Annotated in this window: 12 protein-coding genes and 1 pseudogene; 10 read left to right on the top strand and 3 right to left on the bottom strand. The window is 70.8% G+C overall.

Annotated features, from left to right (window positions below):
• The 9 genes and pseudogenes from AB4039_RS39085 to AB4039_RS39045 all read left to right on the top strand — a co-directional run.
• Positions 1–174: pseudogene (locus AB4039_RS39085) on the top strand (crotonyl-CoA carboxylase/reductase); the annotation flags it as partial.
• 31 nt (positions 175–205) lie between these two features.
• Positions 206–2257 (top strand): protein meaA, encoded by a 2052-nt coding sequence (locus AB4039_RS39080; RefSeq protein WP_266843709.1) that lies wholly within the window; start codon positions 206–208, stop codon positions 2255–2257.
• Entirely contained in the window at positions 2254–3228 is a 975-nt protein-coding gene (locus tag AB4039_RS39075; protein WP_266843708.1) for an HpcH/HpaI aldolase/citrate lyase family protein, read from the top strand. The genes AB4039_RS39080 and AB4039_RS39075 overlap by 4 nt, the downstream gene beginning before the upstream one ends.
• Positions 3229–3233: 5 nt before the next feature.
• Positions 3234–3746 carry a MaoC family dehydratase gene (locus tag AB4039_RS39070; RefSeq protein WP_030155134.1) on the top strand — a complete coding sequence of 171 codons (513 nt, stop codon included), beginning with the start codon at positions 3234–3236 and terminating at the stop codon, positions 3744–3746.
• A 2-nt stretch (positions 3747–3748) separates the two neighbouring features.
• On the top strand, positions 3749–4954 hold the full coding sequence (locus AB4039_RS39065; RefSeq protein WP_442272996.1) for an acyl-CoA dehydrogenase family protein: 1206 nt from the start codon (positions 3749–3751) through the stop codon (positions 4952–4954).
• Between the two features lie 186 nt (positions 4955–5140).
• Complete coding sequence (locus AB4039_RS39060) at positions 5141–5797, top strand: phosphatidylserine decarboxylase (RefSeq protein WP_030235022.1); 657 nt, start codon at positions 5141–5143, stop codon at positions 5795–5797.
• Positions 5784–6644, top strand: coding sequence for a CDP-diacylglycerol--serine O-phosphatidyltransferase (pssA, locus tag AB4039_RS39055; RefSeq protein WP_199922199.1), 861 nt, complete (start codon positions 5784–5786; stop codon positions 6642–6644). Before AB4039_RS39060 ends, pssA begins: the two co-directional genes overlap by 14 nt.
• Positions 6645–6864: 220 nt before the next feature.
• Positions 6865–8340 (top strand): AlkA N-terminal domain-containing protein, encoded by a 1476-nt coding sequence (locus AB4039_RS39050; RefSeq protein ID WP_442272995.1) that lies wholly within the window; start codon positions 6865–6867, stop codon positions 8338–8340.
• Between the two features lie 23 nt (positions 8341–8363).
• Positions 8364–8864: a methylated-DNA--[protein]-cysteine S-methyltransferase gene (locus AB4039_RS39045; protein ID WP_442272994.1), complete on the top strand. Its 501-nt coding sequence runs from the start codon at positions 8364–8366 to the stop codon at positions 8862–8864.
• 16 nt (positions 8865–8880) lie between these two features.
• On the opposite strand, the gene AB4039_RS39040 is transcribed toward AB4039_RS39045, so the two are convergent.
• From AB4039_RS39040 to AB4039_RS39030, 3 genes are all read right to left on the bottom strand, one after another.
• On the bottom strand, positions 8881–9309 hold the full coding sequence (locus tag AB4039_RS39040; protein WP_266843702.1) for a hypothetical protein: 429 nt from the start codon (positions 9307–9309) through the stop codon (positions 8881–8883).
• A gap of 61 nt (positions 9310–9370) precedes the next feature.
• A complete protein-coding gene (locus AB4039_RS39035) occupies positions 9371–9871 on the bottom strand; it encodes an NUDIX domain-containing protein (protein ID WP_266843700.1) in 501 nt (166 codons plus the stop codon).
• Positions 9872–9921: 50 nt separating this feature from the next.
• Positions 9922–11640, bottom strand: a complete 1719-nt coding sequence (locus tag AB4039_RS39030) for a BCCT family transporter (protein WP_442272993.1) — start codon at positions 11638–11640, stop codon at positions 9922–9924.
• Between the two features lie 143 nt (positions 11641–11783).
• Here AB4039_RS39030 and AB4039_RS39025 point away from each other — a divergent pair, with 143 nt between their 5' ends.
• Positions 11784–12932 (top strand): glycerate kinase family protein, encoded by a 1149-nt coding sequence (locus AB4039_RS39025; protein WP_266843699.1) that lies wholly within the window; start codon positions 11784–11786, stop codon positions 12930–12932.
• Positions 12933–13038 lie beyond the last annotated feature (106 nt).

Raw genomic sequence — 13038 nt, 5'->3', positions numbered from 1 at the left:
TCCAAGGTCTACTCCCTGGAAGACACCGGGCAGGCAGCCTACGACGTCCACCGCAACCTCCACCAGGGCAAGGTCGGCGTCCTCGCCCTCGCCCCGGAAGAGGGCCTCGGCATCCGCGACCACGAGCTGCGCGCCCAGCACCTCGACGCGATCAACCGCTTCCGCAACGTCTGAGTCCGCTCAAAGGCCATAAGGATCGCCTGAGATGACAGAGCGCCAGAAAGACCGTCCGTGGCTCATGCGGACGTACGCCGGCCACTCCACGGCCGAGGCGTCCAACGAGCTGTACCGCCGCAACCTCGCCAAGGGGCAGACCGGCCTGTCGGTGGCCTTCGACCTGCCGACGCAGACCGGCTACGACCCGGACCACATCCTCGCCCGCGGCGAGGTGGGCCGGGTCGGGGTCCCGGTCTCCCACCTGGGCGACATGCGGCGGCTGTTCCAGGACATCCCCCTGGAACAGATGAACACCTCGATGACGATCAACGCCACCGCCATGTGGCTGCTGGCGCTCTACCAGGTGGCCGCCGAGGAGCAGGGAGCGGACGTCTCCCTGCTCCAGGGCACCACGCAGAACGACATCGTCAAGGAGTACCTCTCGCGCGGGACGCACGTCTTCCCGCCCGGGCCGTCGCTCCGGCTGACGACGGACATGATCGCGTACACGGTCAACCACATCCCGAAGTGGAACCCGATCAACATCTGCTCGTACCACCTCCAGGAGGCCGGGGCCACCCCGGTCCAGGAGATCTCGTACGCGATGTCCACCGCGATCGCCGTCCTGGACTCGGTGCGCGACTCGGGCCAGGTGCCCGAGGAGCGCTTCGGCGAGGTGGTCGCCCGCATCTCCTTCTTCGTGAACGCGGGCGTCCGCTTCATCGAGGAGATGTGCAAGATGCGCGCCTTCGGCCGGATCTGGGACCAGGTCACCCGGGAGCGCTACGGCATCGAGAACGAGAAGCAGCGCCGCTTCCGCTACGGCGTCCAGGTCAACTCGCTGGGCCTGACGGAGGCGCAGCCCGAGAACAACGTCCAGCGGATCGTCCTGGAGATGCTGGCCGTCACCCTCTCCAAGGACGCCCGCGCCCGCGCCGTGCAGCTGCCCGCCTGGAACGAGGCGCTGGGCCTGCCCCGGCCCTGGGACCAGCAGTGGTCGCTGCGCATCCAGCAGGTCCTGGCGCACGAGAGCGACCTGCTGGAGTACGAGGACATCTTCGCCGGCTCCCACGTCATCGAAGCCAAGGTCGACTCCCTGGTCGCCGACTGCATGGCCGAGATCGACCGGATCCAGGAGATGGGCGGTGCGATGGCCGCCGTCGAGTCCGGGTACCTGAAGGGCGAGCTGGTCGCCTCGCACGCCGAGCGGCGCGCCCGGATCGAGGCCGGCCAGGACAAGATCGTCGGCGTCAACTGCTTCGAGCAGACCGAGGAGAACCCGCTGACGGCCGACCTGGACGGCGCCATCATGACGGTCGACCCGGCCACCGAGGCGCTGACCGTGGAGCGGATCGTCCGCTGGCGCGCCGAGCGGCAGGAGTCCTCGGACCGGCAGGGCGGCGGCGACCCGTTCGTCTTCCCGACGGTGATGCAGGCCCTGGACCGGCTCAAGGAGGCCGCCGCCGGGACCGAGAACCTGATGGAGGCCACCCTCGAATGCGCCCGGGCCGGTGTCACCACCGGCGAGTGGTCGAACGCCCTGCGCGAGGTCTTCGGCGAGTTCCGCGCCCCGACCGGGGTCTCCTCGGCCCCGGTGGCCGTCACCGCCGAGGCGGGCACGCCGATGGCCCTCGTCCGCGAGAAGGTCGCCCGGACCGCCGAGGACCTCGGCTCCGGCCGGCTGCGCCTGCTGGTCGGCAAGCCGGGCCTGGACGGGCACTCCAACGGCGCCGAGCAGATCGCCGTACGGGCCCGCGACGCCGGATTCGAGGTGGTCTACCAGGGCATCCGGCTGACGCCCGAGGAGATCTCCTCGGCGGCACTGGCCGAAGACGTGCACTGCGTGGGACTGTCCATCCTGTCCGGCTCGCACAGCGCGCTCGTGCCGGACGTGCTGGAACGCCTCCGTACGGCGGGGGCGGGTGACGTACCCGTCGTCCTCGGGGGCATCATTCCGAACGCCGACGCCATCGCGCTCAAGGCGGCCGGAGTCGCCGCCGTCTTCACACCCAAGGACTTCGGTATCACGGAGATCATCGGCCGTATCGTCGACGAGATCCGGAAAGCGAACAAGCTCGACCCTCTGGAGGTCTCCGCATGACCACGCCCACGTCTCCCGTGAACCGGCTGCGGCCGCGCCGTTCCTGCCTCGCGGTGCCGGGCTCGAACCCCCGGTTCCTGGAGAAGGCCCAGGGCCTGCCCGCAGACCAGGTCTTCCTCGACCTGGAGGACGCCTGCGCCCCGCTCGCCAAGGAAGGCGCCCGCCACACGATCGTGGACGCGCTGAACAACGGCGACTGGACCGGCAAGACCCGTGTGGTGCGCGTCAACGACTGGACCACCCACTGGACGTACCGTGACGTCATCACCGTCGTCGAGGGCGCGGGCCAGAACCTCGACTGCATCATGCTGCCGAAGGTCCAGGACGCCCAGCAGGTCGTGGCGCTCGACCTGCTGCTGACGCAGATCGAGAAGACGATGGGCTTCGAGGTCGGCAAGATCGGCATCGAGGCGCAGATCGAGAACGCCAAGGGCCTGGTGAACGTCGACGCGATCGCCGGCGCCTCGCCGCGGCTGGAGACCATCATCTTCGGCCCGGCCGACTTCATGGCCTCGATCAACATGAAGTCCCTGGTCGTGGGCATGCAGCCGCCCGGCTACCCGGCGGACGCCTACCACTACATCCTGATGCGGATCCTGATGGCGGCCCGCATGCACGACCTCCAGGCGATCGACGGCCCCTTCCTGCAGATCCGCGACGTGGACGCCTACCGCGAGGTGGCCGGCCGCGCCGCCGCCCTGGGCTTCGACGGCAAGTGGGTCCTGCACCCCGGCCAGGTCGACGCCGCCAACGAGGTCTTCTCCCCCTCCCAGGAGGACTACGACCACTCCGAGCTGATCCTCGACGCGTACGACTGGTGCACCTCCGAGGCGGGCGGCAAGAAGGGCTCCGCGATGCTCGGCGACGAGATGATCGACGAGGCCAGCCGCAAGATGGCCCTGGTCATCGCCGGCAAGGGCCGGGCGGCCGGGATGCAGCGCACCAGCAAGTTCGAGATCCCGGAGGCCTGAGCACCATGCAGTTCGGACGCACCTACGAAGAGTTCGAGGTCGGCGCGGTCTACAAGCACTGGCCCGGAAAGACGGTCACGGAGTACGACGACCACCTCTTCTGCCTGCTGACCATGAACCACCACCCGCTCCACATGGACAGCAACTACGCCGAGAACACCACGGACTTCGGCAAGAACGTGGTCGTCGGCAACTACATCTACTCCCTGCTGCTGGGCATGTCCGTGCCGGACGTCTCCGGGAAGGCCATCGCCAACCTGGAGATCGAGTCCCTGCGGCACGTGGCGCCGACCTTCCACGGCGACACCATCTACGGCGAGACCACGGTCCTCGACAAGACCCCGTCGAAGTCGAAGAACGACCGCGGGATCGTCTACGTCGAGACCAAGGGCTACAAGCAGGACGGCACCCTCGTCTGCGTCTTCCGGCGCAAGGTGATGGTCCCGACCGAGACGTACATCAAGGAGCGCGGCGGCGAGCAGCCCGGCCGCCCGCAGCTGAAGGAACAGGGGAAGTAGCCATGGCCCGACTCGCCCAGACCGCCGGGCTCACGGACGTCCAGCGGGAGATCCTGAAGACCGTCCGCGAGTTCGTCGACAAGGAGATCATCCCGGTCGCGACCGAGCTGGAGCACCGCGACGAGTACCCGCAGCAGATCGTCGACGGTCTCAAGGAGCTCGGCCTGTTCGGCCTGATGATCCCCGAGGAGTACGGCGGCCTGGGTGAGTCGTTGCTCACCTACGCGCTGTGCGTCGAGGAGATAGCGCGGGGCTGGATGTCCGTCTCGGGCATCATCAACACCCACTTCATCGTGGCGTACATGCTCRAGCAGCACGGCACGCAGGAGCAGAAGGACCACTTCCTGCCGCGGATGGCGCTGGGCGAGGTCCGGGGCGCGTTCTCGATGTCCGAGCCGGGTCTGGGCTCGGACGTGTCGGCCATCACGTCCAAGGCGGTGAAGGACGGCGACGAGTACGTCCTGAACGGCCAGAAGATGTGGCTGACGAACGGCGGCACGTCCACTCTGGTGGCCGTCCTGGTCCGGAGTGACGAAGGACACCCCGAGGGCACCGCGCCCCACAAGTCGATGACCACCTTCCTCGTGGAGAAGGAGCCGGGCTTCGGGGAGGTCCGTCCGGGCCTGACGATTCCGGGCAAGATCGACAAGATGGGCTACAAGGGCGTCGACACGACCGAGCTCATCATGGACGGACTGCGCATTCCGGCCAATCGCGTCCTCGGCGGCCAGACGGGCCGAGGGTTTTACCAAATGATGGACGGGGTCGAGGTCGGCCGCGTCAACGTGGCGGCCCGTGGCTGTGGCGTCGCTCAGCGTGCGTTCGAGCTGGGTGTCTCCTATGCCCAGCAACGTCACACTTTCGGCAAGGCGATCGCCGAGCACCAGGCCATCCAGTTCAAGCTGGCCGAGATGGCTACCAAGGTCGAAGCCGCCCATGCCATGATGGTCAATGCAGCACGCAAAAAGGACTCCGGGGAACGAAACGACCTCGAAGCCGGGATGGCGAAGTACCTCGCCTCCGAATACTGCAAGGAGGTCGTGGAGGATGCCTTCCGCATCCACGGCGGCTACGGATTCTCGAAGGAGTACGAGATCGAGCGCCTCTACCGCGAGGCGCCGATGCTGCTGATCGGCGAAGGTACCGCCGAGATCCAGAAAATGATCATCGGGCGACGCCTGCTTGAGGAGTACCGGACCCAGGGCTGAAAGTCCCTTTTGCGGTGAATCGCCCAACGATTCACCGCGAAAGAGTCACTAGCAGTCACGGGTCCGGGGCCATCGACTCGGCTTCTGGCTTGCCCAGTTGTTGCGCGCAACCGATAGCATTCCAGTAAAGCCGCCGTCCCGTCCCCCCGTTTGCGGCGCGGCAATCACCCGCTACGAAGGTCATCCATGCCCCACAGCCAAACCTCTGCACCTCGCGTCGGCCTCCTCGGTGGACGTCTCGCACGCGGAGCATCGCCGTGGCTCCTGCCGACCGTCGCCACCGCGGCGCTCAGCCTCACCCGGGCGCGCAAGTCCGGGCGCTGGGCCGCGGCGGCCGTGCCCGCCACCGCGCTCGCGGCGGGCATGCTGTGGTTCTTCCGCGACCCCGAGCGTGAGATCACCGAGGGCCGCGTCATCTCGCCCGCCGACGGTGTGGTGCAGAGCATCATGCCGTGGAAGGACGGACGCACCCGCGTCGCGATCTTCATGAGCCCGCTGAACGTCCACGTCAACCGCGCGCCCCTCGCGGGCACGGTGACGTCCGTGGAGCACATCCCCGGCGGGTTCGTCCCGGCGTTCAACAAGGAGAGCGAGAACAACGAGCGCGTCGTCTGGCACTTCGACACCGAGCTCGGCGACATCGAGATGGTGCAGATCGCCGGCGCCGTCGCGCGTCGCATCGTCCCGTACCTGCCGGCCGGCACCAAGGTGGAGCAGGGCGAACGCATCGGTCTGATCCGCTTCGGCTCGCGCGTCGACATCTACCTCCCCGAGGGCGTCGAGGTCGCGGTCGAGGTCGGTCAGGCCACCACCGCGGGGGTGACCCGAATTGACCGTGACTGACCCTGAGACCCCCGCCACCGGCTGGGTTCCCGAGCGCGCCGAGGAGGAGTCCGCCGAAGACGACATGCCGCTCTCGCTGCGGCTGTCGATAGCGGACACCCTCACCCTCGGTAACGCGACCTGCGGATTCATGGCGGTGTACTTCACCACCACCGGAATCCTCATCCCGCACCTCACCGGCAGCGGCGAGTCGGGCATGGCCCGGCACAGCGCGGCGACCGCGGTGATACTGATGCTCCTCGCGGCGGTCTTCGACCTCTTCGACGGCATCGTCGCCCGGAAGCTGCGCAGCTCGCCGATGGGCGCGGAGCTGGACAACCTGTCCGACCTGATCAGCTTCGGGCTGGCGCCGGCGTACTTCGTGCTCGTCTACGGCATGGTCGCCGACGACGCGCACCAGAAGATGTCGGCACTGGCGGCGATCGTGGTGCTGCTGGCGGTGGTCCTGCGGCTGGCGAGATTCAGCTGCGTGACCATGAAGGACGGCATGTTCCAGGGCATGCCCAGCCCGTTCGGCGCCCTGACGGTCGTCTCGATCGTGCTGCTGGAGCTGCCGTTCGTGCCGACGCTGCTGGCGATCATCGGGGTGGCCTGGCTGATGGTGAGCCGGGTCGAGTACCCCAAGCCGCGGGGTGTCCTCGCGGCGGCGATGCTCAGCTGGATCGTCGGTGCCATGGGGCTGCTGGCCGCCTGGGCGTTCGACGCCCCGGGCGGACAGCTCCTGCTCCAGACGGGCTGCGCGCTGCAGATCGCTCTGGCGGCGACCATTCCGCTGTTCGCGACGACCCGTCGCGCGAACACGTTCCGCCACAACCGGCGGGAGGCACGGGCGGCGCAGCTGCCGTAAGGCCGCGCCGTACCGCTCGACAGGAAGGCCCCGGGTGCTCTGGCCCCGGGGCCTTCGCCTTGCCCGGGCCGCGGGGCCCGAAGGACCGGGGCTCCGCCCCGGACCCCCCGCCCCACCTCGCCGGCGGGGCGGGATCACGCCCCCCCCCGGAGGGTGGCGGCGTAGCCTTGATGTCGGAAAACTGCCAGCCCGGGTCCGGTCCGGACGGGAAGCTTGGGGCATGTACACCGACACCGACCGCTGCGTCAGGGCCGTGCAGTCGAAGGACGCCCGTTTCGACGGGTGGTTCTTCACCGCCGTCCGGACCACCGGGATCTACTGCCGGCCCAGCTGTCCGGCCGTGCCCCCCAAAGTCGAGAACATGAGCTTCCTGCCCAGCGCCGCCGCCTGCCAGCAGGCCGGGTACCGGGCCTGCAAGCGGTGCCGCCCGGACACGAGCCCCGGCTCTCCCGAGTGGAACGCCCGCGCCGACGCCGTGGCCCGGGCCATGCGGCTGATCCAGGACGGGGTGGTCGACCGGGAGGGGGTCACCGGGCTGGCGGCCCGGCTCGGGTACTCCACCCGTCAGGTCGAGCGGCAGCTCGGCGCCGAGCTGGGGGCCGGGCCCCTCGCGCTCGCCCGTGCGCAGCGCGCGCAGACCGCCCGGCTGCTGATCGAGACCTCCGAGCTGCCGATGGGCGACGTCGCGTTCGCCGCCGGGTTCGCCTCCATCCGGAACTTCAACGAGACGGTGCGCGAGGTCTTCGCCCTCACCCCCGGCGAGCTGCGGGCGAGGGCCGCGAAGGCCGGCCGCAGTGAGCCCCGGGTGCCCGGGACGATCAGTCTTCGGCTGCCCTACCGGGCCCCGCTGAACCCCGACAACCTCTTCGGGCACCTGGCCGCCACCGCCGTGCCCGGGGTGGAGGAGTGGCGGGACGGGGCCTACCGGCGGACGCTGCGGCTCCCGTACGGCACCGGGGTGGTCGCGCTCACGCCGGGTCCCGAGCACATCGGCTGCCGGCTGGCCCTGACCGACCTGCGGGACCTGACCATCGCCATCAGCCGCTGCCGCTGGATGCTGGACCTGGACGCCGACCCGGAGGCCGTGGACGACCAGCTCCGCACCGATCCGCTGCTGGCCCCGCTGGTGGACAAGGCGCCCGGGCGGCGGGTTCCGCGCACCGTGGACGCGGCGGAGTTCGCCGTACGGGCGGTGCTGGGCCAGCAGGTGTCCACAGCGGCCGCGCGCACGCACGCGGCCCGCCTGGTGACCGCGTACGGGGAGCCCGTGGAGGATCCTCAGGGCGGGCTGACCCACCTCTTCCCGGCCTCGGAGGCGCTGGCCGGCCTCGACCCGGAGACCCTGTCGATGCCGCGCAGCCGCCGCACCACGCTCACCACCCTGGTCGGGGCGCTGGCGGACGGTTCGCTGCCGCTGGGCATCGACAGCGACTGGGAGGCGGCCCGCGCCGCCCTGAACGCCCTGCCCGGTTTCGGGCCGTGGACCACCGAGATCATCGCGATGCGGGCGCTGGGCGACCCGGACGCGTTCCTGCCCTCCGACCTGGGGGTCCGGCGGGCCGCCCAGGGGCTGGGGCTGCCGTCCACCCCGGCCGCCCTGACCGACCGGGCGGCCGGGTGGCGGCCCTGGCGGGCGTACGCCGTGCAGTACCTGTGGGCCACCGAGGACCACGCCATCAACCACCTCCCCGTATGAGGAGCGGAGCAATGAGCCGAGCGATGAACAGCGTCGTGAGCAGCAGGAAGACCCACACCGAGGTGCAGAGTCCCCTGGGGACCCTCACCCTGGTGGCCACCGACGGGGTGCTCAGTGCCCTGTACATGACCGAGCACCGGCACAGGCCCGGTGAGGAGACCTTCGGAGAGCGGGTGCCGGCCGACGAGGGGCCCTTCCCCGAGGTGGTGCGCGAGCTGACGGCGTACTTCGCCGGGGAGCTGACGGAGTTCACCGTCCCGGTCCACCTGGAGGGCACCCCGTTCCAGCGCAGCGTGTGGGAGCAGCTGCTGCGGATCCCGTACGGCGAGACCTGGTCCTACGGGCGGCTCGCGGCGGAGCTCGGCAAGCCGAACGCCTCGCGGGCGGTGGGTCTGGCCAACGGGAAGAACCCGGTCAGCATCATCGTGCCGTGCCACCGCGTCATCGGCGCCTCGGGCGCGATGACGGGCTACGGCGGCGGCTTGGACCGCAAGGTGCGGCTGCTGGAGCTGGAGGGACGGTAGGGACGGCTACCGCGGGTCAGATGACGGCCAGGGGGACGAGGAGGGCGAAGCCGGCTCCGGCCTCCACCGCGTAGGCGTAGAGGGAGGGGTGCTGGACGGGGGCGGCGAGCAGGACGAGGCTCTGCTGGGTGGCGGCGGCGGTCACCCAGTCGCCGTCGGCGCCGAGCCGGCCCTGGTACCAGCCCTCGCAGGCGCCGGGACCGGTGACGGCGAGCAGGTCGTCCTCGCGGCGGTAGAAGGCCTGCCAGCCCTCGGCGGGAGCGGACCAGCCCTCGAAGTCCTCGAACGGGGCCCAGCCCCCCTCGCGTATCGCGGTGTCGAACAGCCAGACCGGGGTGCCCTCTTCGGTGACCTCGCCCCCCGACTGCTCTTCGGTGGTGAAGTGGACCATGGGGAGGGCGTCGGGACCGTCGGCCGTGCTGGGCCAGGCGTACATCGTGATCATCTGCTGATTCTGTCCTGCTCGCAGTAGGCGCCGTGTTCAACCCCCCGGCCGGGCCGGGGTCTTACGCGGAGTCGGGCCGGCGGCCGTTCTCCAGTTCCACGGTGCCGCCGCCCGATTCCAGGACGCGGCACGCCTCCCGGGCCCGCAGGCCGACCGCTCCGGGGAGGTACTCGGTGAGCCGCTCGGGCTCGACGAGCTTCCAGGAGAGGAGTTCCTCCTCCTGGAGCACGACGGCGTCGAGCCGGTCGGCGTCGAGCACCCCGCCGTCGTAGAGGTAGGCCACCAGGGGCGGGCGGCCGGGTCCCAGGCTCCAGTCGACGGCGAGGAGCCGCCCGAGGGGGACGTCGATGCCGATCTCCTCGGCGCTCTCGCGCCGGGCGGCGGTGCGGGGGGACTCGTTCCGGTCGGACTCGACGGTGCCGCCCGGCAGGGCCCAGCCCTCGCGGTAGTTGGGCTCGACCAGCAGGACCCGGCCCCGCGCGTCGCGGTAGAGGGCGGCGGCCCCGGCCAGCACCCTCGGCAGGCTCGCGATGTAGGCGGCGTAGTCATCGGTGGTGGTCACGCGGCCACCCTAACCGGCCCGCCCGGCGCCGGTGCCGGGCGCCCCCGCGATCACCCCTGTGGGTGGCCGCCGTCCCCGCGGTCGCGGCCCTTGGACTCGGCGACGCGCCGCAGCCGGTGGTGGCGGGCCGGTCCCTGTTCGGTGACGGCGTCGCCGACCATCGCCTTGACGGCGTCCCGCATCCCGTGGTGGGGGTGGTGGCGGGCGGGGCCCGCGCCGGGGTCCGTCCGGAGTTCCTTCACCAGCGCCCAGCAGAGCAGCATCATGACGATCACGAAGGGCAGCGCGACCAGGATGGTCGCGGTCTGCAGGGACTTGAGACCGCCGGCGACGAGCAGGACGGCGGCCACGCCGGCCATCAGGACGCCCCAGGTGACGACGAGCCAGGTCGGCGGGTGCAGCGAGCCGCGGCTGGTGAGCGAGCCCATGACCAGGGAGGCGGAGTCGGCGCTGGTGACGAAGTACGTCATGACGAGGGCCATCGCCACCCAGGAGGTGACCGTGCCGAGCGGGAGCGCGTCGAGCATCGCGAACAGCGAGGCCTCCGTACCGTCCTTGACCTTGGCGGCGAAGTCGACGACGCCGGTGGAGTCGAGGCGGATGGCGGTGCCGCCCATGACGCAGAACCAGACGACGGTGGCCCCGCTGGGGACCAGGAGCACGCCGATGAGGAACTCGCGGATGGTGCGGCCGCGGGAGATGCGGGCGATGAAGGTGCCGACGAACGGGGCCCAGGAGAGCCACCACGCCCAGTAGAAGATCGTCCAGGCGCCGAGCCACTGGGCGTCGGTGAAGGCGCCCGTGCGGGTGGCCATGGGCAGGAGCTGGTACAGGTAGCCGCCGATGCTGGCGGGGATCACGTCCAGGACGTAGACGGTGGGGCCGAGCACGAAGACGAAGAGCATCAGGACCGCGGCGAGCACGATGTTGATCGTGCTCAGCCACTTCACGCCCTTGTGCAGGCCGGAGAAGGCGGAGAGCACGAAGGCCGCCGACAGCGAACCGATGATGATCAGTTCGACGCCGGTGGAGTCCTCGATCCCCGTGGTGATGCTGAGCCCCTTGGAGACCTGGAGCGCGCCGAGGCCGAGGCTGGTCGCGGTGCCGAAGACGGTGGCGAAGACGGCCAGGAGGTCGACGGCCTTCCCGGCCCACCCGTTGGCCCGCTCCTCGCCCATCAGCGGCACGAAGGCGGAGCTGAGCCGGTTGCCGCGGCCCTTGCGGAAGGTCGCGTAGGCCAGGGCGAGGCCGGCGATGCCGTAGATCGCCCAGGGGGTGAGGGTCCAGTGGAAGAAGCTGTACTCCATGGCCGCCAGGGCCGAGGCGCCGCTGCTCGGGGCGGCCCCGGAGGCCGGGGGCGGGATCAGGTAGTGGGTGAGCGGCTCGCCCACCCCGTAGAACATCAGGCCGATGCCCATGCCCGCGCTGAACATCATCGCGATCCACGCGAGGTTGGTGAACTCGGGCTCGGAGTCGTCGCTGCCGAGTCGGATCCGGCCGAAGCGGCTGATGGCGAGGACGACGCACATGACGAGGAACACATCGGCGGCGACCACGAAGAGCCAGGCGAAGTTGTTCAGCACCCAGGCCAGGGCCGTGCCGGAGGCCGTGTCGAAGGAGCTCCCGCCCAAGGCCGCCCAGGCGACGACGGCCAGCACGGCGACCACCCCGACGGTGACGACGGTGCGGTCGGGCGCGCCGTCCACCGGGGCGTCGGGCCCCTCTCCCCGGACATCCGGAGGTTGCTGTTCCATCGAATCCGTGCCCATGTGGCCACACTATGCAGGCGTATATCCGTATTTAGACGCATGGCACGCCGCATGTGGCCCAGGCCACTCATGGGCATAGGAGGATCCTCCGGATAAGCTCATGGTGGCGCGACTGCACTGTTCGATAGCAAGGGATTAGCAAGGTGACGGACGGAGCAGTAACTGAGGCCGCGCGCGTGCTCATCGCCGCGGACAAATTCAAGGGCTCGCTCACGGCCGTTCAGGTCGCGGAGCGGGTGACGGCGGGGCTCCGCAAGGCCGTACCGGGCGTGGAGATCGAGACCCTCCCCGTCGCGGACGGCGGCGACGGGACCGTCGCGGCCGCTGTCGCGGCCGGGTTCGAACGCCGGGAGGTACGGGTCACCGGCCCCCTCGGCGACCAGGTCACGGCCGCGTTCGCGTTGCGCGAGGGCACCGCGGTGGTCGAGATGGCGGAGGCCTCCGGCCTCCAGCTGCTGCCCGCGGGCACCTTCGCGGCGCTGACGGCGACCACGTACGGTTCCGGCGAGCTGCTCAAGGCCGCGCTGGACGCGGGCGCGCGCTCGATCGTCTTCGGTGTGGGCGGCAGTGCCACCACCGACGGCGGCGCGGGCATGCTGGCCGCGCTGGGCGCGGTGTTCCTGGACGCGAACGGCGAACCGGTCGGTCCGGGCGGCGGCGCGCTGGCCGGCCTGGCCTCCGCGGACCTGTCCGGGATCGACCCCCGCTTCGCGGAGGTGGACTTCGTCCTGGCCAGCGACGTGGACAATCCGCTGACCGGCCCGAAGGGCTGCGCGGCGGTCTACGGCCCGCAGAAGGGCGCCTCGCCGCAGGACGTGGCGACGCTCGACGCGGCGCTGGCGCACTTCGCGCTGGTGCTGGAGAAGGCGATCGGCCCGAAGGCCGCCGAGTGCGCGGTGCTGCCGGGCGCGGGCGGGGCCGGCGGCATCGGCTACGGTGCGCTGCTGCTCGGCGCCACGTTCCGTCCCGGCATCGAGCTGATGCTGGAGGTACTGGGCTTCGCCCCGGCGCTGGAGCGCGCCACGCTGGTGATCACCGGTGAGGGTTCGCTGGACGAGCAGACCCTGCACGGCAAGGCCCCGGCGGGCGTCGCCGCCGCGGCGCGGGCCGCCGGCAAGCCGGTCGTGGCCGTCTGCGGACGGCTGCTGCTGTCCCAGGAGGCCCTGGAGGGCGCCGGCATCCGCCGGGCCTACCCGCTGACGGACCTGGAGCCCGACCCGGCCAAGTCCATCCCGAACGCCGGCCCCCTGCTGGAGCGGGTCGCGGAGAACATCGCCGCCGACGTGCTCTGAGTTCCTCCCGGAGCGCGGCCCCGAGGCCCGGCACCCCCTTGGCGGGGGTGCCGGGCCTCGGGCGTGCCGGCGACCGGCCTCCCGCACGGCGGCCCGGTCCCGGCCC

Origin of the sequence: Streptomyces sp. M-16 (assembly GCF_052114405.1) — a bacterium.
Classification (GTDB): Bacteria; Actinomycetota; Actinomycetes; order Streptomycetales; family Streptomycetaceae; genus Streptomyces.
This window is presented reverse-complemented; position numbering and strand designations above follow the sequence as displayed.